We start from the raw sequence: 18,810 nt of genomic DNA on the forward strand, positions 1-18,810 counted from the left end.
ACGCGGTGGCCGTTCTCCAGTTCCGCCGTGCCCGAACCGGCCGCGAGGACGTCCATCTCACCCACGGCCACGAGGACCACATCGGCGGCGTGCCGTACCTGCTGCGCGAGCGGTCCGACATTCCCGTCGTCGGCTCCAAGCTGACGCTGGCGTTCCTGGAGGCCAAGCTCAAGGAACACGGCATCCGGCCGCGCACGGTGCGGGTACGGGAGGGCGACCGGCGTGGCTTCGGGCCCTTCGACTGCGAGTTCGTGGCGGTCAACCACTCCATCCCCGACAGCCTCGCGGTCGCGATCCGCACCCGGGCCGGGATGGTGCTGCACACCGGCGACTTCAAGATGGACCAGTTCCCTCTCGACGACCGCATCACCGATCTGCGCGCCTTCGCCCGCCTCGGCGAGGAGGGCGTGGACCTGTTCCTCACCGACTCCACCAACGCCGAAGTACCCGGCTTCACCACCTCCGAGCGAGAGCTGAACCCGGCGATCGAGCAGGTGATGCGCACCGCGCCGCGCCGGGTCATCGTCTCCAGCTTCGCCAGCCACGTGCACCGCATCCAACAGATCCTGGACGCCGCCCACCAGCACGGCCGTAAGGTCGCCTTCGTCGGCCGGTCGATGGTGCGCAACATGGGCATCGCCCGTGACCTGGGCTATCTGAAGGTCCCCTCCGGTCTGGTCGTGAGCACGAAGGAGCTGGAGAGGCTCCCGGATCACAAGATCGCTCTGGTGTGCACCGGCTCCCAGGGCGAACCGATGGCCGCGCTGTCACGGATGGCCAACCGCGATCACGTGATCCGCATCGGCAAGGACGACACCGTCCTGCTCGCCAGCTCCCTCATCCCCGGCAACGAGAACGCCATCTACCGGGTGATCAACGGACTCACCCGGTGGGGCGCCCACGTGGTCCACAAGGGCAACGCCAAGGTGCACGTCTCCGGACACGCCAGCGCCGGCGAACTCGTCTACTGCTACAACATCGTCAAGCCCCGCAACGTCATGCCCGTGCACGGCGAATGGCGCCACCTGCGGGCCAACGGCGACCTCGCCATCCGTACCGGTGTCGACCCCGACCGGGTCGTCATCGCCGAGGACGGCGTCGTCGTCGACCTGGTCGACGGGCGGGCGTCCATCACCGGCAAGGTCCCCGCCGGCAACGTCTACGTGGACGGCATGGAAGTCGGCGGCGCCACCGAAGCGTCCCTCAAGGACCGCCTCACCCTCGCCGCCGAAGGCGTGGTCACAGTGGTGGCGATCGTCGACGCAGACACCGGCGCCCTCGCCGAGGCCCCCGACTTCCTGGCCCGCGGCTTCGTCCACGACGACACCACCTTCGAGCCGGTCATCCCCGTCATCGAGAAGACCCTGGCCACCGCGGCCGAGGAAGGCGTCGGGGACGCGCGCCAACTCGAACAACTCGTCGCCCGGGCCGTGGCGAACTGGGCGTTCCGCACCCACCGCCGCAAGCCCCTCATCATCCCCGTCATCATCGACGCCTGAGCCACACCCGGGCAGGCGTCCGGGGGCGGACGCCGATGTGCACGAGGTGAAACCGGCGACGAGTCGGTCCTGATGTCCAGCCTCATCACCGGCCCACCGGCCCACCGGGCCGGCCCGGTGGCGAGCGCTGCGCCGGGCATCCCGCAGCACCTCCAGCAGCTGACCTGCCGCCCGAGCAGCAACATGACGGCCACGGGCATCAGAAACGCGGACAGCCCGGTGTACCGGCCAGAGGAGGAGAGGAAGTCCGTCAGACATGACGCTCATGTGACGCTCCGGCCGCCTCACAGCCCGCGCCCAAGGCAGGAAAACCCCATGTGACCTGCAGATTCTCCTCCCGTCCACACACCTTGTGACGTGTTTCCGATGACGCGTCACGTGGAGTGCGTGGCGATTCTGGAGCCTGCCGCGAAGGGCCCCTGACCTGCGGATTCCCTGATTTCTGAGGTTCCGGGCGGGGCGGCTGGACCTGTTTTCATGGATCCACCGCGTGAAGCGTTTCCGCAGGCGCGCGCCGTGTGTCTGACCTGCGGTTTTCGCGTACCGGGGCGTGGGTGGGGCTTGCTTCGCCCCCCCCTCGTGGGGGCGGTTGGGGAAGCCTCTTGACGCTCGTCTGACGCTGATTCTGGTGGAGCGTCACGACCTTTGCCCATCGGCTGTCGGGCCCAAGGCGAAGGTTTCGGCCGGCGCCGGCTGTGCGACCGCCGACGCGCTACCTGGTTCGCCGGGGCGTCCTTGGCCTCTTCTGCCCGTAGCACGGCGCCTCCCAACGTCATCGGCGCGCCGCCGAGATGGAGACGGTGGCGAAGGCTGCGGAGGTCGCGGTTCGTTGATCGGCGAGGTGGGCCGGCCAGTCGGGCGTGAGCCCTGGTGCTCCGGCACTGCAACGCCCTAGACGAGTAAGTCCGAAGTGTTGGTCAGTGGTCGTAGGCGATCAGTGACCTGGCGATCGGGCTGCCGTTGGCTCGGTTGTGCCAGATGGCTGCGGTCAGTGTGAGGATGCGTTGCCCGACACGGGCCAGGAGGCACTCCGATCGCAGGTGGCTCCGCAGGGTGCGAGCTGCTGCGCGGCGCAGTCCGAATCGATCGCCCCGACGGCCCGGCCGTCTGATCATCTCGGGAACTGCTGCCTGCCGCCCCGGAGTCGACGCACCGTGGTTGCGTCCTGGTAGCCGACCTGCCGTGCAATGTCCGCGGCCGGCAGGGCGGTGGTGACACGGAGATGTTCCGCCCGCTCCGCTCGCAGCGACCGGATGAAGGCGTAGGGGGACGTTCCCAGCCGGTCCCGGACACGACGTTCCAGAGTGCGCCGGGTGACCCCGAGAGCCAGCGCCGCGTCAGCCACTCCTACAGGACTGTGCAGATGCGCACGCGCCCATGCCTCGAAGTCGCTGGTCAACTGATCATGATCCTCGAGATGGTCGGACATCGCCCCGGTGCTCGGCGTCGGACGCTCCTCGATGAGCAGAGCGCCGGCGGTCTCGGCAGCCAGGCGGGGACTGACCTGCGCGACGATGCCGAGAGCCAGATCGATGTGCGCAAACGCCGCGCCCGCTGTGACGACGCCGGCATCGCTCACCACCATCCGCGACATGTCCAGCCGCACAGCGGGATAGCGATGCCGGAAGAGATCGGACAGCCACCACGTGGTGGTGGCCTGCCGCTGATCCAGAAGTCCCGCCTCGGCGAGAACGAAAGTGCTCGTGCAGGCCGCCGCAAGGGCTCCGCCACAGTCCGCCCAGCGCCGCAGTGCCGTGCGTACCCCTCGGACGTCCTGTCGCATCAGGAAATCGACCACGGTCGCCGGACTCTGCGCGGCCAGCGCGGGAACGAGGAGCAGATCCAGATCTGCCGCGGCCACACAGTCGTCGATCAAGCGGCCCGCCGGTATCAGCAGGCCACCCGCCGTGCGGACCGGTTCGTCCGTCGGGGCGACGAACGTGCACTCCAGCGCGGGGATCGTGGCATCAACGCGCGTCCTGGCAGCATCGGCCGTCCGCAGCACATCAAGCACAGAAGTGACCCCCGAGTCCCAGCATCCGCCGAGCGCCACCACACCGATCTTCATGTCGCAAACTCCCTTGCCAATGTCGCATCGGGCACCAGAGTGCTCCCTACGGTGAACCGCATGGCACCCACGCAGCAGGCAAGCGGCTCGCACACCGCTTCCGCCAAGGTACTGGTCGAGCAGGACGGCCCTGTCCTGCGCATCGCGCTCAACCGGCCCGAAAAGGCCAACGCCGTCGACGCAGACATGATCATGGACCTGTCCCATGCCTTCACCCGGCTCTCGGACGACCCTGAACTGCGCGTCGCGGTCGTCCACGGCAACGGCAAGCATTTCACCGGAGGACTCGATCTGGCCTCCCTCGCACCGAGACTGGCCGTCGGCGACGACAGCATCATCCCCGAGGGCGGACGTGACCCGTGGGGTCTGTACCGGGCGCCCGCAACCAAGCCCGTCGTCACCGCCGTCCACGGCCGCTGTTTCACCGCGGGCCTGGAACTCGTCCTCAACAGCGAGACATGCATCGCAGCAGACGACACGGTCTTCGGTCAGCAAGAGGTCACACGCGGCATCCTGGCACTGGGCGGAGCAACGATACGCCTGCCCCACCGCGTCGGCTGGGGCAACGCCATGCGCTACCTGCTCACCGGCGACCAGTTCGATGCCCAGGAAGCCTGGCGCATGGGCATCGTGCAGGAAGTAGTGCCGGCAGGCCAGGAGCTGGGTCGGGCCCTGCAGCTGGCCCACCGCATCGCCGCCCAGGCACCGCTTGCTGTGCAGGCCACCCTGGCCGACGCACGAGCCGTACTGGCCGCACACATCGAGACGTCCGGCGCCAGCCTGCGCAACGACGTCGGGCCGCGGCTGTTCGCGACCGCCGATGCCGCGGAAGGCATCGCCTCCCTCATCGAGCGCCGACCCCCTGTCTTCAAGGGTATCTGACAGCCCGGGGCAAGCCCTTCCAACGGACGCGGGCCGTCGCTCCGGTATACACAGAAGCGGAGAACCACATGCGTGCACTCATAGGGGACCAGCCGCGGCACTACGAGCGGCTGAACCTCACCCCCGGTGTCATCCAGCCCTGGGAGGACGGGCTGCGCACCGACCCCGGTGCGGGAACGTTCGAATGGTGGTACTGCGATGCCCACCTCGATGACGGCTCCACTCTGACCGTGGAGTTCCACACCAAGCCCCCCTTCATCTCGCCCAGGTCCCCGCTGACACCCTTCGTCCTGCTCACCCTCACCCGCCCTGACGGCACCAGGACGGACAAGACCTGCACCGCTGAGCCGATCGCGTTCTCGGCCTCTTCCGAGCGCTGTGACGTCGTCATCGGACGAAACACCTTCCGTGGAAGAGACGGCGAGTACGTCATCCACGTCGAGATCGACGACGTCGTCCTCGACCTGCAACTCACCGCGCAGGTGCCGCCTTGGCGTCCGGCCACCGGCCACGCCTTCTTCGGGGCGCGCGAGGAGCACTACATCGCCTGGCTGCCCGTCGTGGCCCGGGGATCCGTGAACGGCACCCTGACCGTCGACGGCACCACCCGGCATCTCACCGGCAGCGGGTACCACGACCACAACTGGGGCAACATCGCCCCGCGCAGGGTGCTCGACCACTGGTACTGGGGACGCGCGAGGATCGGCTCCTACACCGTCGTCACCCTCATGTTCGTGAGCCGCGAGCAGTACGACAAAGCCCAGTTGCCCGCGGTGCTGGTGGCCCACGATGACGAGATCCTGGTCTCCGCAGTGGGTGACGACGAGGTCACCTTCACCGCACGGGACATCCGGGTCCACCCCACCACTCGGGCCCCGGTCGGGGCACATCTCGAATACCAGGTGGCAGACGACGCCGACACCTACACCGTGACCTTCCAGCACGAGCAGGACGCCTTCCTGCTCGACTTCGGCGAGGCCGGGTCGTACCACAGGTTCCTGGGAACCGTCTCCCTGAACCGCAACGGACCCCGCAGCGCCGAGACCGTTCAGGACCGGACGCTCTGGGAGCTGCTCCACTTCACGGCCGGGAAGTCGACCGACGAGAGCGATCAGCTGACCGTATCGGAGCACATCCCGGCCATCGGGCACCAGGCATGAGTACGACGTCGGGCGCTGTTCGGCGAGTACGCCGCCCTGCCCCGAAATTCGCCACCTCGTACGGCGTGAAGGCGTGAAGTCCGGCCGCGCGAAGGCGGACGGCGCGCGCCCTCAGCGCAGACCGTCCCACAGGGTCCGAAGGCCGCGGCGCGGGTCGTGACCGGAGGCCGCCGTCGACGCGAAGCGGCGGGCGGTCCGCTGCGGAGCGTTGTAGGCGGGCCAGCCGGGATCACCGGTGGTCGCGAAGGATGGGTCGGCCAGGTTGTCGAAGACGAAGGGGACGTCCAGCGCGTGGCACGCGCCTGACTTGACTCTGTCGGGGATCTTGGAGTTCTCCGGTGCGGCAGCATGGTCGACGGGCACGCTCGGGTAGTTCCGCCGACCGATGCAGCTGTCGAGGTGCCCGTTGTCCCTGCGCCCCCGTTCCATTGAGCAGGTTCCGCCTCTGACCGCGCGGGTCGCGCGGGCGAGCAACCCAGGTGGCACGACGGCGATATGGGTGCGGGACCGGCTGGACGGACTGTGGCGCGACGAGGACTTCGCGGACTGGTATCCCACGGCGGGCAGATCAGCGCGGGCCGGCACGGCCCCTACCCGACCTCCTCGCCCACCGCGGCCCCGCTGATCGTGGCACGGCTCACCAAGAGCCAGTACCGTCCCTGCCCCGCACGCACGCAGTGCACCAGCACCGCCGACAGCGCCCGCACCGTGGGCTTTCCCCCGCGCGAGCTACGTGACCTGCAACTCCTCGTCCGCGCCGAACAGCAGACGCCCGAGTGGAAGGCCCGATACGCGGTTCGCTCCGGAGTGGAAGGCACGGTCAACGAGTTCGCCCACGGACACGGCATGCGGCGCTGCCGCTACCGAGGACAGGGAAAGGTCCACGTTCAGTACGTGTTGACGGCCATCGCCGTCAACGTCGAGCGCCTCGGCGGACTGTCACCGGCTGAGGAAGCCCCCCACACCCCGCCAGCCGACTGCCTTCCAGAACTACCTCGACCAGCGCGAGAACCCTCGGCCGAAGTCCTGGCGAACTCTGGGCAGTTGACTCCGCCGACACCAGGATCCCCGACAGAGTCAAGTTAGCGGGGTGCGGAACCGGCTTTGCGGAAGGCGCCCGGCGCGGTACCGAATTCCCGCTTGAAGGCGTTCGCGAAGGCGAACTCCGACCCGTAGCCCACCTGGCGTGCGACGGCCGCCAGCGGCGCGTCGCCCTCGCGCAGGATGCGCGCCGCGCTGCTCAGCCGCCACCAGGTGAGGTAGGCCATCGGCGACTGGCCGACGTAGGAGCCGAACCGCGTCGTGAAACTCGTACGGGACAGGCCGACCGACGCGGCCAGGCTCTGCACACTCCAGGCACGAGCCGGATCGCGGTGCATCCGGTCGAGCGCGGCGGCGACGGCGGGATCCTTGAGGGCCGCGCACCAGCCCCCGTTCCCCTCCGGGCACTGCTGCTCCAGCCACGCGCGCAGGACGTACACCAGGAGCAGGTCCAGCAGCGCCGGAAGCGCCGCGTCCGATCCTGCCCGGCCCCGTACGGCGTCCTGGCTGAGCAGTTCGACCGCCGAGCCGAGCTGAGACTGCCGGTCAGGGGTCGCGGGATGGTGGATGACCTGAGGCAGGCTGCGCAGGAAGGGGTGGACCACTTCCCGGTTGAGCCGGTAGGCGCCGCACAGCAGGAGCGTCCGGCCGTCGGCCGGCTCCTCGTCGCCGACGTCCGTGTCGCCGACGTCCGTGACCAGGTCCGGCCCGTGCGGCTCGGTCCGGTCCGGGGGCAGCTCGTCCAGCGTCCGGCCGGGACTGTCACTGACCCCGTGGGCCGCACCGTGCGGCAGGAAGACGACATCGCCGGCCGCCAGCCGCGACGGGTCGCCCTCCGGAGGTATCAGCCAGCAGTCTCCGTCGAGCACGATGTGGAATCCGGCTCCCGGGTACGGGCCGAAGCGGTTCCCCCACCGGCCGGAGCGCCGGGAGCGCGTGATCTTGGCGCGGCCGGTCTTCATCGTCGCCACCACATCGCTCAGCACATCCATTTCGCGAATCTACCGCACGTTTACGCGCAGCCACGGCGCGTCCCGGCGGGACCGGACGATGACGCATGTTCGCAGACGCATGACGTATGGAGGCGGCTTCTCCGTGCGCCGTACGGTCGCATCACCGCCCACCGACAGCCCCCTGGAGGAGCTGAACCCATGACCGCGTACGTAGTGATCGATCTGGACGTCGACGACGCCGCAGGCTTCCAGCGGTACGTCGATGCCGTGACCCCGCTGATCGAAAAGGCCGGAGCACGCAATCTGCTCGTCGACGACGACTGCCTGACCCTGGAGGGGGACTGGCGCCCCCCGACCCTCGTGATCCACGAATTCCCCAGCAAGGAAGCGGTCCGCGCGTTCTGGGACGCCCCGGAATACCAGCCGCTGAAGGCACTGCGCCGTCGCCACTCCACCGTTGGCGTCGTCGTAGGGGAAGCCGCCCGGCCGGGGCGGTGACCCGCACCGCGACATCGACCCCTTCCCACAAGGAGCGGAAACATCATGCTGCGAACCATCAGACGACTCGCCATGGCCGGAGCGGCGACCGTCGGCCTGCTCTCGGGCACGGCGGCCACGGCACCGCCCGCAAACGCCGCAGGCGGCTACAACATCATGATCGACGTGCGGGAGACCCTCTTCGTCGCCGACTACTGCCTCCTGTCCGACACCAGCGGCAACAAGGGAGCCGCGTGCAGCGGCAACAAACCGGCGTTCACGTCCTTCCGGGAAGGCGTGGCCTACAAGCCGGGAGACCGGACATGGATAGACATCAACATCGTGGGCGGTAAGGACCGCAAGGGCATCGACCTCCACGGCAGCCGTTACATCCGGGTATCCGGAAGCACCCTCGCCGTGCAGGTCTGCGGGTGGGACAGCCTCGCCCAGTACCACTCCGGCATGGCCGGCGCGTCCCTGCACGGCACCGCCTTCTGCGCACCCGGCTGATCCAGGGCTTCGCCTGGCGGGTACGGTCGTCCGGTGGGGGCGAAGGAACTGGACTGGAAGGGTGCCCGTTGCACGGAGCCGGCGTGCGTCCTGCGTACCTGGTCGGACGGCGCCTTGAGCAGCTAGTCGCTTCGTGGCACCTATACGGCCCAGAGGGTCCGTCCCACCCGTTGGACGTGTGGCTGATCGACAGCGAGCAGGTCTCCACCCATGCGACGACCGGGTCCGACTGGTGCTTGATCGTCGAGCGGTCGGCCCCCGGCGCGGGCTACGACATGGCGGAGTCGGGCCGCGTCGAGGCGGCCGCGATCCACGGCGAGACGCCTTTCGCCGACTACCTCGGCGAAACGATTCCGGCGGTCGACGACGAGAGGGACCCGTACACCGGACGGATCGCGCTGGAGATCACCGGGGCCGACGGTGCACGACCGTCGGCCCCGGGAGCAGCAAGGACTGTCCGCCGTGACGCTCGTTTGACGCTCTGGGCGCCTTCGAGCTGCACAGCGAGCCGAGAAAGCGCCTCTCACCTGGCCTTTTCTGCGGCTTGCTCAGGCCGACACCTTTCCGATGACGCGTCACGTGGAGTGCGTGGCGATTCTGGAGCCTGCGGACAGGGGCGCCTGACCTCGGGTTCGTGAGCCAGGCGCTTGTAACCATCAGGCGGCGACGAGCTCCTGCTCACGGTCCGGCGTCTTGACCTCGGGCTTCTTGTTCGGCAGCGAGAGCCGGAAGACCTTGCGCCACGCGGAGAACACCTGCTTGGGCAGCGGTCCGGTGACGTATTCCAGCTCGTACTTCTCGAACAGCGCGCGCACCTTCACCGCGACCTCGGCGTACCGGTTGCTCGGCAGGTCCGGGAACAGGTGGTGCTCGATCTGGTGCGACAGGTTGCCCGTCATGAAGTGCATGGCCCTGCTGCCGCTGATGTTCGCCGAGCCCATCATCTGGCGCAGGTACCACTGGCCGCGCGTCTCGCCCTTGATCGACCGGCGCTCGAAGACCTGGACGCCCTCGGGGAAGTGCCCGCACATGATCACGGAGTGGGACCAGATGTTGCGGACCAGGTTCGCGGTGAACGTGGCGGCGAGCGTGGGGAGGAACGACGGGCCCGACAGCAGCGGGTGGATCACGTAGTCCTTGAGCACCTGCTTGCGGATCTTGCGGCCCACGGCCTTGGCCCGCGCGCGGAACTCCGGGTTCTTGCGGCGGCGCTTGTCCAGGTTCTTGCCGAGCTCCAGGTCGTAAGCTGCGATGCCGTACTCGAAGAAGCAGGCGTTGATGAAGTTCCACAGCGGCTGGCCGAGGTGGAACGGGTGCCACTCCTGGTCCTCGTCGACGCGCATGATGCCGTAGCCGAGGTCGTTGTCCTTGCCGATCACGTTGGTGTACGTGTGGTGCAGCTCGTTGTGCGAGTGCTTCCACTGGTCGGCCGGCGAGACGTGATCCCACTCCCAGGTGGTGGAGTGGATCTTCGGGTCCCGCATCCAGTCCCACTGGCCGTGCAGGACGTTGTGGCCGATCTCCATGTTGTCCATGATCTTCGCCACGGACAGACCGGCGGTGCCGAGCAGCCACGCCGGCGGGAAGATCGAGAACAGCAGCACGCCCCTGCTGACCAGCTCCAGCTTGCGCTGCGCCGAGATGACCTTACGGATGTAGGCGGCGTCCTTCTCCCCGCGGCCGGCGATCACCTCGTCGCGGATCGCGTCCAGCTCACGGCCGAGCTCCTCGATTTGCTCCGCCGTCAGGTGGGCGGTGGGGTCGATGGCGGTCAAAGTGCTCCTACCGTTCGATGTCGCAAGGGCCCGCCGCGGCGGACACACAGGTCTGGATGAGGACGCCCGGCTCGGCCTCGGTGATCTCGCCGGTGCGCAGGTCTCGGACGGCGCCCGCCTTGAGCGGCGTGACGCAGCCGAAGCAGATGCCCATACGGCATCCGGACGGCATGAGCACGCCGGCCTCCTCGCCGACGTCCAGCAACGGCGTGGCGCCGTCCGCGTCGACGGTCTTGCCGGTGGCGCTGAACGTGACCTCGCCGCCGGCGCCGGCGACGACGAGGCCGGGGCGGAAGCGTTCGGTGTGCAGGCGCTCTTGGACGCCGTGCCCGCTCCAGTGCTCTTCGGCGGCGTCGAGCAGGCCCGTGGGCCCGCAAGCCCAGGTCTCGCGCTCGGCCCAGTCGGGCACGAGTTCGTCGAGACGGGCGATGTCGAGCATGCCGTCTGTGGCGGTGTGCACCTCGATGAGCCGCAGCTTCTTGTCCGCGACCAGATCGTGCAGTTCGTTGCGGAAGATCACGTCCTGCGGCCGTGGCGCGCAGTGGACCATGACGACGTCGTCGAACTCGATGTCGCGCAGCATGCCCATCACGGGCGTGATGCCGCTGCCGGCCGTCAGGTAGAGCACCTTGGCGGGCGTGGCCTGCGGCAGCACGAAGTCACCGGTCGCCTGGTCGAGCTGGATCAGCGTGCCCGGTTTCGCCCTGCGGACCAGGTGGTTGCTGACCTTGCCGTCCGGGATCGCCTTCACGGTGATCGTGACGCGACCGTCCTGACGGTTCGTCGGCGAGGTGATGGAGTAGGCACGCCACAGGCGCACCCCGTCGACGTCGACCCCGATCCGCACGTACTGACCGGCTGTGTGGCCGCGCCAGCCCCGTCCCGGCCTGATCACGACAGTCGCGGCGTCATCCGTCTCGGGGTGCACGGCCTCGATGCGCCCCCGCAGGTCAGCGCCCGCACGTAGTGGGCTGACCAGGTCGAGGTAGTCCGACGGCAGCAGCGGCGTCGTGACCATCTCCAGCAGTTTCCACGCCCTGCTGCGAAGGGCTGCACTCGTCATGACTCCAGCTTGCTGCGTCTCAGGGCGTAAAGTCCTGACCGTAGGACGTGAATCTGGTGGGTGGAATTGTTCGCAGGGAATAAAAACGTGAGTCGTGTAACCCAGAGGGCCAGCGAACTGGCCCTGGATGAGACGACGGTCACCGCACTTCGGGCTGCGCTGAAGACCACCGCCGACGAGGTCGTCCAGGCGATCATCGACGAGGTCCCTCCCTACGCCAACGCCCTTTCGGGCAGCATGGGCGGCACCATCCGCCGAGCCGTTCGCACCGCCCTCGGGCACTACCTGGACCTCGCGAGCGGGAACGCCACGGGCGGCGACGGCGGTGACGCGGCCTACGAACTGGGCCGCGGCGAGGTGCGCGACGGCCGTTCGATGGACGCCCTGCTCAGCGCCTACCGCGTCGGCGCCCGCGTGGCCTGGCGATGCCTGGCAGCGGGCGCCGTGTCCGCAGGTCTGCCCGCCGCCGAGGTCGCCAAGTTCGCCGAGCTGACCTTCGCCTACATCGACGAGCTCTCCGCCGCGAGCGCCGCGGGCCACGCCGACGAACTGGCCGCCCGGGGCAGGGCCCACGAGCGCCACCTGGAACACCTGGCCCGCGACCTCCTCGCCGGCGCGAGCCCGGACGTGCTGCTGGCCTCTGCTCAACGGGCCGGATGGCAGCCACCGGATTCGCTGACGGCCGTCCTGCTGCCCGCCGCCCAGGCCCGGCCTGCCTACCGCGCGCTCGACCCGAGCACCCTCGTCCTCGACGATCTGCCGGACGCCACCGGCGTGCTGCTCGTCCCCGATGCCGACCGATCACATCTCCTGCGGCAGTTGACCGACCGCACCGCCGTGATCGGCCCGGCCCGGCCATGGACCCGTGCGTCCGCCTCGTACGCACGAGCCCTACGCGCGCGCTCCCTCTCATCTGATATCTGCGACACCGAGGACCACCTGCCCGAGCTGGTGCTGAGCGCCGACGTGGACGCGTACGCAGACCTGCGTGCCCGAGCCCTCGCACCGTTGCGCACCTTGCCTGTCGCGACCGCACGGCGGCTGGAGGAGACGTTGCGGGCGTGGCTGCTGCACCAGGGCAGGCGGGACGAGGTGGCGGCGGCGTTGTTCGTCCATCCCCAGACAGTCCGGTACCGGATGTCGCAGTTGCGGGAGCTGTTTCCGGATCTCGCATCGCCACACCGGGTCCTTGAACTGACGCTGGCGGTCGGTCTTCGGGCCAGTTGACGCGTACTTCGACCGTCCACGGACTCCCGGCGGATCCCGGCATCCTGCTCGGTCAACAGCAGGGATTCGCCCGGGTACAGGCGGGTGGTGGTCTGGATGAAACGTGGCTCGTGCAGCAGCCCGATCGGAACACGGAGTTCGCAGGAGCATGGAGCTGATGGAGCCGGTCGTCGAGGGCATCCGCTACGCGCAGAACGCGGCTTGTCGCTGAGTCGAGGAGCCGGCAGGCGGTGGTGAGCCACGGCCGGGACGGTGGGTGATGGACGGCCGACGTGAGGGCGTCGACGCCCACCGACACTTTCTCCATCGCGTGGTGGGCGCCGCGTGCGGCTCCGAGCAGCGGGGCGAGCATGACGACGGCGATGCCGAGCAGTGCCGTCGAAGCGGCGGGGAAGCCGGGGGCCCGGTCCGCTTCGGCGGTGGGGAACACCACGTAGGCAGGGGGTACCGCCACGTCCTGGGCCACGAGCGTGTGACTGCCCGTTCCGGCCATGCCGGTGACGGGCCGGTCGCGTTCGACGGAGAGGTCCCTGGTCGAGATCAACGCCGGACAATACAGGGCGGGTTGGTCCTCGGCGTGCACGGGTACCGCGAGGACCGCCCACGCCGAGTCCTCACAGCCGGCGACGGCCTGCCACCGCCCCGAGACGCTGAAACCGTAATCGGTCCGCTCGCCCAGGGCCCTCAGCGGTGTGGTGGAACCGCTGATGATCGCGTCGGGGTCGGCGAACAGAACCTCGCGGGCGGCCTCGGGGAACACCGACGAGCACACGGTCTTCAAGGCCGCGAACAGTCCGGCCCGCCATGCCACCGCCAGGGAATCCGCGGCCGGACGCAGATCATGCTCCGTCCGTGCGGCGTTCGCCGCCAACGTTCGTGCCGCGGTGCGGGCCCGCTCCACCCACTCCTCGTCGCAGGCGGCCGCGGGAGTTTCTCGCAATTCAGTACTCATACCAGATCCTTTGCATCCGCATCGCTGAGAGTTAATTGCATGCGAGGCCGCTGCAGAGTTCGGAAGGAGACAGGGACGCCAGGTCAGAATGCGGGCGTACCGGCGACAGCCGCAAGGCGACCGCCGCCGGATTAATTGGCACTGGAGGGGAATAATTCGACAGGGAGGAAAGCGGATATCGACCCTAGCGGAACGTAAACCTAGGTGCGCTTGGTGAACAGGCCCGGCGGGGCCTGTTCGGGGGTTCGGGTCAGCCAGTCGCGGTGCAGCAGCGGCAGGGTGTACTCCATGTCCTGGACGCCCGTGGCCGGCAGGTGGAGCTCGAAGCGTGTGCCGGGCCGGCCGTCAGGGCGGTCCGACACGGTGATGTGGCCGCCGTGGAGGGCGGCTTGCTGGGCAACCAGGGTGAGGCCCAGGCCGGAGCCGGGGCTGTCGGGGCCGCGGTGGAAACGCTGGAAGATCTCCTCGCGGTTTTCGGGAGGGATGCCGCGGCCGTGGTCGTCCACCACGAGCACCGCGGTCGCCTCACGCCCACCGAGCGGCGGGCGCAGGGTCACCTCGATGCGGGCGACGCCGTCTTCGGCGCGGCCGTGGGTCCAGGCGTTGGTCAGCAGATTGTCCACCGCCGAGCGCAGACCCTGCTCCCAGCCGTCGACACGCACCCCCGCGGTGGTGCGTACGGACACTTCGGCGTCGGGGCGGGTGCGCCGCAGGTCGGAGACCGACGCCTCCACGAGCTCCCCGAGGTCCAGTGGCGAGAACGCGTCCGCCTCGATCAGGTCGCCCTGTGCGAGCGCCTTCAGCATCACCAGCAGCCCGAGCAGCCGGGTGTGTTCGCGCCCGAGGTCCCCGAGCACCTCCGCCCGGTCCTCGGGGTCGAGGCCGGGGTGGTCGGTGAGGATGTCGAGGTTGGTGCGCATGCTCATCAGCGGGGTGCGCAGCTCGTGGGAGGCGGTCGCGGCGAACGCGCGGGCGGTGGCCAGCGCCTCCTCGGTGCGCGCGACCTGCTCGTCGTAGCGGGCGAGCACGGTCTGCAGCGTGTACGCCAGGTCGTCCACCTCGGTGACCCGGGTCGGCGTGTGCTCCAGACGTACGGTGCTGGTCCTGGGGTCCAGTCCACTGGTACGCCGCTGAAGCCGCCGTAGCGGAAGAACCGCCCGGGCGGCGATGGCCCAGGCGGTGGCACCGGCCAGTGCGGCGGCCACCAGCGCACCGGTCAGTACCCGTTGGCGCACCAGCGCCAGTTCGTCCTCGGCCGTGTCCGGTGACAGCAGCCACAGATTCGGGGTGTTGCTCTCTTTCGCCGCGGCACCGACGCACAGTGACAGGACGAGCCAGTCCTTGCCGCCGGAGGTCACGGTGACGGGCGTCGGGGCGTTGCGGGGCAGCGTGGGGCTCGGCTCGGGCTGCGGGCCGGCCGAGATCGTGTCCTGCGGCCCCTTCAGCCGGACGCCTACATCCCGGGCGGAGTTGATCAGCCGGCGTCGGCGGACCTGCTTCAGGAGCGGGTGGTCGGTCCCGGCCACGTCCAGATACGCCTTGGCGTTCTGGGCGACGACCGTCGCGCGGGCGCGTAGTTGGTCGTTCTGGTGCGTGCGCAGGTCGCTGCTGACCAGGTGCAGCAGCAGCCAGCCGGAAGCGAGGACCAGTACGGGCACGCTCACGCCGACCGCGAGCGCGATACGGGTGGACAGTTTCACTGCGTGCCCTCGATGTGCGGGATCTGGCGGTCCGCGCGCAGGACGAAACCGACCCCGCGCACGGTGTGTACCATCCGGGGCCGGCCGTCTGCCTCCAGCTTGCGCCGCAGATAGCTGACGAAGGTGTCGACGGCGTCACTGCGGACCTGGAAGTCGTATCCCCAGACCCAGTCCAGCAGTTGCTCGCGGGTGAGCACGATGCCCGCGTTGCGGGCCAGGATCTCCAGCAACGCGAACTCGCGCCGGGTCAGTTGCAGTGGCCGGTCGTCCAGAACGGCCTGGTGGGCGGCCGGGTCGAGGACGAGGCCGCCGACGCGGAGGGGGGCGGTGGCGGTCGGCGGGCGGCGGCGCAGCAGGGCGTGCAGCCGCAGGACCAACTCCTGGAGTGCGAACGGCTTGACCAGGTAGTCGTCCCCGCCCGCCTGTAGGCCCGCCACCCGGTCGGCCGTCTCGTCCAGCGCGGAGAGCATCAGCACGGGTACGTCGTCGCCGTCGTCGCGCAGGGCCCGGCACACGTCGATGCCGCTGAGATCGGGCATGCTGACGTCCAGGACGACGATGTCAGGGCGGCCGACGCGGGCCTCCGCCAGACCGGTGTGACCGCCGTCCGCGACCGTCACCGTGAATCCGCTCAGCCTCAGCCCCCGTGCCAGTGACCGCCGTATCGCCGCGTCGTCGTCGACCACCAGCACCCGCCCGGCCTTGCCTGCCATGCACACCTCGGTTTCACCGCGTCGAACGAGCTTGCCCATAGGAGACCGATCAAAGCACGGGCAGGCTCTGCCCGAGACCGCAGGAGTGCCTCGTCCGGTACTGCGACGGCGTGCATCCCATGATGCGGCGGAAGCTCCGCGAGAAGTGCTCGGAACCGGAGAATCCGCAGCGCCGTCCTATACGGGCGATGGTGTCGTCGCCGGTCTCGAGATACTTGCGGGCCAGGTCGATCCGGAGTTCGGTGAGATAGCGGTACGGGGTGAATCCGGTGGTGGCCTTGAAACAGCGTACGAAGTGGAAACGGCTGAAGGAGACCAGGGACGCAAGGTCGCCGACCGAAACCGGTTGTTCGAGGTTGGCCCGCATATAGGACAGAATCGTCTCGAGCTGCCCTGAGCTCAGCAGACCGGCTGTCCTGCCCGAACCGGACGAGTGCGGCGCGAGCAGGTGGGCGGCGATGAACTGTGCCGCCGACTGCGCGTACAGGTCGTCAGCGCCGACCGCGCTCGCGGCCGCCACCGCCTTCACCATGGCCGCGAGGAGCGGGTCGAACCGCGTCACCGGGTGCGGATCCGACAGATATGGGAGGCGTGACCGCAGGTCCTCCTCGGTGATGAACCGGCGCAGCGTGTCGACCGGGAGGGTGAGGGTGGCGATCGTCACGGGCTCGTCACCGGTCGGTGCCACGACCAGCGTCCGGCTCAGCCCCGGGGGAATGATGCACACGTCGTCGGGAAGTGGGAACGACTCTTTCCCTGTCCGTGTGCCGTGACCTTCACGAATTTCCAGAAGCCCGCTCAGATGGGCATTCAGTTTGATTCCTGAAGACGACGGCAGATGGAGCGTGTGGACGCCCTTCTTGAACGTTTGCTTCCACACGTGCAGGGAGTTCCATGCTTTGCTCCCCACCCCGCTGGTTACCTCCAACGCCCGGTTTCCTCTCGTGCGGTTCCATGGCTCTCGATGCAGGTGTCGTGTATAGAGTGCAGGGGAAGCAGAGGCTGCCGCAAGGCGACTGGTCCGGATTAATTGGCCTGAGCACGGAATAATTCGGCGGGAGGCAATCTGATATTGACCGGGGCGGATTCCTGCTGCCACGCTCCCAGCATGATTCGCACTCGTCAATTGCTGACACTTGCAGCTGGCTTGGCGGCGATGGTGTTCGCCGCTCAGAGCGGAATGAGCGCGGCGACAGCCCACGCCACCGCCCCCACCGTGAAGCCGGCCGCGGCCACGGCAGCGGCCAAACCGAACATCGTCTTCGTACTCACCGACGACATGTCCACAAACCTGCTCCCGTACATGCCCGAGGTGCAGAAGCTCCAGTCACAGGGCACGTCGTTCAGCGACTTCGTGGTCAGCAACTCGCTCTGCTGCCCGTCCCGTTCGTCCATCTTCACCGGTGAGTACCCGCACAACACGGGCGTCCTCAGCAACACGGCAGGGTCCGACGGCGGCTTCAAGGCCTTCCACGACAACGGCCTGGAGAAGGACACCTTCGCCGCCGCCCTGAAGGCCAAGGGCTACCGCACCGCGATGATGGGCAAGTACCTCAACGGTTACGACCCCAAGTCCACGGTCGACGGCCAGCAGCCGTACGTGCCGCAGGGGTGGAGCCAGTGGGACGTCGTCGGCAACGGCTACCCGGAGTACAACTACAAGCTCGCCCACAACCACAAGATGGAACCCCACGGCGACAAGACCAAGGACTATCTGACCGACGTCCTGAGCGAGAAGGGTCAGTCGTTCATCAAGAAGTCCGCGGCGGCGAACAAGCCGTTCATGCTGGAGGTTGCCCTCTTCACACCGCACGGTCCGTCCACGCCGGCCCGCCGGGACAAGAAGGACTTCCCCGGCCTGAAGGCGCCGCAGGGTCCCGCCTTCGACAAGCTCCCGACCAACGCGCCGCCGTGGCTGGCCCGGCAGAACCCGTTGACCCAGAGCGAGAAGACCGCGATCGACAAGAAGTTCCGCAAGCGCGCACAGTCGCTCCAGGCGGTCGACAAGATGCTCGGCAAGCTGCGCCAGAGCCTGACCAGCGCCCACGTCGCCGACAACACCTACGTCGTCTTCAGCTCCGACAACGGCTTCCACCTCGGTGAGTACCGGCTCAAGGCGGGCAAGCAGACGGCCTTCGACACCGACGTCCGCGTGCCGCTGGTGATCGCAGGACCCGGTGTCGCGGCCGGACGGACGAGCCACGCCCAGGTGTCGAACATCGACTTGGCGCCCACCTTCGAGAAGATCGGCGGCGCCGCGGTGTCGTCCAAGGTGGACGGGCACAGCATGCTCCCCCTCCTGGACGGCGGCTCGGACGCGGGCTGGCGCACGGCCAACCTGATCGAGCACCGCCACGCCAAGCCGGCTCATGACGACCCGGACAACCACGGCACCGAGAGCGTCAGCCCGCCGAACTACCACGCCATGCGCACCAACTCCTACACCTACGTCGAGTACGACAGCGGCGCGAAGGAGTACTACGACCTGGGCACCGACCCCGACGAGCTGCACAACATCGCCGGACAGCTGAGCCAGGTCCGCCTGGCCAAGCTGCACAACGCGCTGACCGGGCTGAAGAACTGCCACGGCGACGGCTGCTGGAGCGCCGGACACCCGTAGCAGGGCTTCCCATGGGTGCCCTGGCCGCCCGCCGCGGCCAGGGCACCGCGGGGGCGGGGGGCCCCGCGCCCCGTTGCCCCCCCCAGTTTCGTAAAAAAAATCCAAGCAGATTGGTAAATAAGCATGGTTGAAGTCGAGCGCCCCCCCCCCCCCCCCCCCCAGAGGGAGCG

At 68.6% G+C, this 18,810-nt stretch carries 18 protein-coding genes and 1 pseudogene; 9 read left to right on the forward strand and 10 right to left on the reverse strand.

The features are described 5' to 3' along the window. Window positions 1-1,499 (forward strand): ribonuclease J (locus ABZ923_RS36885; protein ID WP_361481245.1); only part of this gene is annotated, 1,499 nt, incomplete at its 5' end. A 917-nt stretch (window positions 1,500-2,416) separates the two neighbouring features. Here the strand turns inward: ABZ923_RS36885 and ABZ923_RS36890 are convergent. Continuing rightward, window positions 2,417-2,515 (reverse strand): annotated as a pseudogene (locus ABZ923_RS36890) (IS982 family transposase); the annotation flags it as partial. A gap of 95 nt (window positions 2,516-2,610) precedes the next feature. Then, entirely contained in the window at window positions 2,611-3,567 is a 957-nt protein-coding gene (locus ABZ923_RS36895; RefSeq protein WP_361481248.1) for a helix-turn-helix domain-containing protein, read from the reverse strand. A gap of 60 nt (window positions 3,568-3,627) precedes the next feature. On the opposite strand from ABZ923_RS36895, the gene ABZ923_RS36900 reads away from it, so the two are divergent. Both ABZ923_RS36900 and ABZ923_RS36905 read left to right on the forward strand, forming a co-directional pair. Beyond that, the gene (locus tag ABZ923_RS36900) at window positions 3,628-4,449 is read left to right on the forward strand and encodes a crotonase/enoyl-CoA hydratase family protein (RefSeq protein WP_361481251.1); all 822 of its coding nucleotides are present in this window, start codon (window positions 3,628-3,630) and stop codon (window positions 4,447-4,449) included. Window positions 4,450-4,517: 68 nt separating this feature from the next. After that, entirely contained in the window at window positions 4,518-5,609 is a 1,092-nt protein-coding gene (locus ABZ923_RS36905) for a lipocalin-like domain-containing protein (protein WP_361481253.1), read from the forward strand. Window positions 5,610-5,720: 111 nt separating this feature from the next. Here ABZ923_RS36905 and ABZ923_RS36910 read toward each other — a convergent pair whose 3' ends face one another. After that, entirely contained in the window at window positions 5,721-5,972 is a 252-nt protein-coding gene (locus tag ABZ923_RS36910) for a hypothetical protein (RefSeq protein WP_361481256.1), read from the reverse strand. A gap of 132 nt (window positions 5,973-6,104) precedes the next feature. Here ABZ923_RS36910 and ABZ923_RS36915 point away from each other — a divergent pair, with 132 nt between their 5' ends. Beyond that, window positions 6,105-6,695, forward strand: a complete 591-nt coding sequence (locus tag ABZ923_RS36915; protein ID WP_361481259.1) for a transposase — start codon at window positions 6,105-6,107, stop codon at window positions 6,693-6,695. Here ABZ923_RS36915 and ABZ923_RS36920 read toward each other — a convergent pair. Continuing rightward, on the reverse strand, window positions 6,692-7,642 hold the full coding sequence (locus ABZ923_RS36920) for an AraC family transcriptional regulator (RefSeq protein ID WP_361481262.1): 951 nt from the start codon (window positions 7,640-7,642) through the stop codon (window positions 6,692-6,694). The genes ABZ923_RS36915 and ABZ923_RS36920 overlap by 4 nt on opposite strands. 159 nt (window positions 7,643-7,801) lie before the next feature. Between ABZ923_RS36920 and ABZ923_RS36925 the strand changes: the two genes are divergently transcribed. The 3 genes from ABZ923_RS36925 to ABZ923_RS36935 all read left to right on the forward strand — a co-directional run bounded on the left by ABZ923_RS36925 (window position 7,802) and on the right by ABZ923_RS36935 (window position 9,228). Then, complete coding sequence (locus ABZ923_RS36925; RefSeq protein ID WP_361481265.1) at window positions 7,802-8,101, forward strand: DUF1330 domain-containing protein; 300 nt, start codon at window positions 7,802-7,804, stop codon at window positions 8,099-8,101. A 45-nt stretch (window positions 8,102-8,146) separates the two neighbouring features. Next, window positions 8,147-8,590 carry a hypothetical protein gene (locus tag ABZ923_RS36930; RefSeq protein ID WP_361481268.1) on the forward strand — a complete coding sequence of 148 codons (444 nt, stop codon included), beginning with the start codon at window positions 8,147-8,149 and terminating at the stop codon, window positions 8,588-8,590. Window positions 8,591-8,766: 176 nt separating this feature from the next. After that, window positions 8,767-9,228, forward strand: coding sequence for a hypothetical protein (locus tag ABZ923_RS36935; protein WP_361481270.1), 462 nt, complete (start codon window positions 8,767-8,769; stop codon window positions 9,226-9,228). An 18-nt stretch (window positions 9,229-9,246) separates the two neighbouring features. On the opposite strand, the gene ABZ923_RS36940 is transcribed toward ABZ923_RS36935, so the two are convergent. Together ABZ923_RS36940 and ABZ923_RS36945 are read right to left on the reverse strand one after the other, a co-directional pair. Next, window positions 9,247-10,365: an acyl-CoA desaturase gene (locus ABZ923_RS36940; protein ID WP_361481273.1), complete on the reverse strand. Its 1,119-nt coding sequence runs from the start codon at window positions 10,363-10,365 to the stop codon at window positions 9,247-9,249. 7 nt (window positions 10,366-10,372) lie between these two features. After that, window positions 10,373-11,428 (reverse strand): ferredoxin reductase, encoded by a 1,056-nt coding sequence (locus ABZ923_RS36945; protein ID WP_361481276.1) that lies wholly within the window; start codon window positions 11,426-11,428, stop codon window positions 10,373-10,375. 87 nt (window positions 11,429-11,515) lie between these two features. Here ABZ923_RS36945 and ABZ923_RS36950 point away from each other — a divergent pair, with 87 nt between their 5' ends. Continuing rightward, window positions 11,516-12,655: a helix-turn-helix domain-containing protein gene (locus tag ABZ923_RS36950; RefSeq protein WP_361481279.1), complete on the forward strand. Its 1,140-nt coding sequence runs from the start codon at window positions 11,516-11,518 to the stop codon at window positions 12,653-12,655. Window positions 12,656-12,707: 52 nt separating this feature from the next. Here the strand turns inward: ABZ923_RS36950 and ABZ923_RS36955 are convergent, their stop codons facing one another. The 4 genes from ABZ923_RS36955 to ABZ923_RS36970 form a co-directional block, all read right to left on the reverse strand. Further along, entirely contained in the window at window positions 12,708-13,556 is an 849-nt protein-coding gene (locus ABZ923_RS36955; protein WP_361481282.1) for a hypothetical protein, read from the reverse strand. A gap of 251 nt (window positions 13,557-13,807) precedes the next feature. Continuing rightward, entirely contained in the window at window positions 13,808-15,307 is a 1,500-nt protein-coding gene (locus ABZ923_RS36960) for a HAMP domain-containing sensor histidine kinase (RefSeq protein ID WP_361481285.1), read from the reverse strand. After that, window positions 15,304-16,020, reverse strand: coding sequence for a response regulator transcription factor (locus tag ABZ923_RS36965; RefSeq protein ID WP_361481288.1), 717 nt, complete (start codon window positions 16,018-16,020; stop codon window positions 15,304-15,306). The genes ABZ923_RS36960 and ABZ923_RS36965 overlap by 4 nt, the downstream gene beginning before the upstream one ends. Before the next feature lie 49 nt (window positions 16,021-16,069). Beyond that, window positions 16,070-16,948 (reverse strand): AraC family transcriptional regulator, encoded by an 879-nt coding sequence (locus ABZ923_RS36970; protein ID WP_361481291.1) that lies wholly within the window; start codon window positions 16,946-16,948, stop codon window positions 16,070-16,072. A gap of 228 nt (window positions 16,949-17,176) precedes the next feature. Between ABZ923_RS36970 and ABZ923_RS36975 the strand changes: the two genes are divergently transcribed. Next, window positions 17,177-18,640 carry a sulfatase gene (locus ABZ923_RS36975; RefSeq protein ID WP_361481294.1) on the forward strand — a complete coding sequence of 488 codons (1,464 nt, stop codon included), beginning with the start codon at window positions 17,177-17,179 and terminating at the stop codon, window positions 18,638-18,640. The last annotated feature ends 170 nt before the right edge of the window (window positions 18,641-18,810 follow it).

This window comes from Streptomyces sp. NPDC046881 (genome assembly GCF_040645015.1).
Taxonomy (GTDB): Bacteria; Actinomycetota; Actinomycetes; order Streptomycetales; family Streptomycetaceae; genus Streptomyces.

Excerpts from the sequence above, each read along its gene's own strand:
- ABZ923_RS36895 (WP_361481248.1), bottom strand. The coding sequence starts at position 3,567 with ATGAAGATCGGTGTGGTGGCGCTCGGCGGATGCTGGGACTCGGGGGTC.
- ABZ923_RS36900 (WP_361481251.1), top strand. The coding sequence starts at position 3,628 with ATGGCACCCACGCAGCAGGCAAGCGGCTCGCACACCGCTTCCGCCAAG.
- ABZ923_RS36905 (WP_361481253.1), top strand. The coding sequence starts at position 4,518 with ATGCGTGCACTCATAGGGGACCAGCCGCGGCACTACGAGCGGCTGAAC.
- ABZ923_RS36915 (WP_361481259.1), top strand. The coding sequence starts at position 6,105 with ATGGGTGCGGGACCGGCTGGACGGACTGTGGCGCGACGAGGACTTCGC.
- ABZ923_RS36920 (WP_361481262.1), bottom strand. The coding sequence starts at position 7,642 with ATGGATGTGCTGAGCGATGTGGTGGCGACGATGAAGACCGGCCGCGCC.
- ABZ923_RS36925 (WP_361481265.1), top strand. The coding sequence starts at position 7,802 with ATGACCGCGTACGTAGTGATCGATCTGGACGTCGACGACGCCGCAGGC.
- ABZ923_RS36930 (WP_361481268.1), top strand. The coding sequence starts at position 8,147 with ATGCTGCGAACCATCAGACGACTCGCCATGGCCGGAGCGGCGACCGTC.
- ABZ923_RS36945 (WP_361481276.1), bottom strand. The coding sequence starts at position 11,428 with ATGACGAGTGCAGCCCTTCGCAGCAGGGCGTGGAAACTGCTGGAGATG.
- ABZ923_RS36965 (WP_361481288.1), bottom strand. The coding sequence starts at position 16,020 with ATGGCAGGCAAGGCCGGGCGGGTGCTGGTGGTCGACGACGACGCGGCG.
- ABZ923_RS36975 (WP_361481294.1), top strand. The coding sequence starts at position 17,177 with ATGGTGTTCGCCGCTCAGAGCGGAATGAGCGCGGCGACAGCCCACGCC.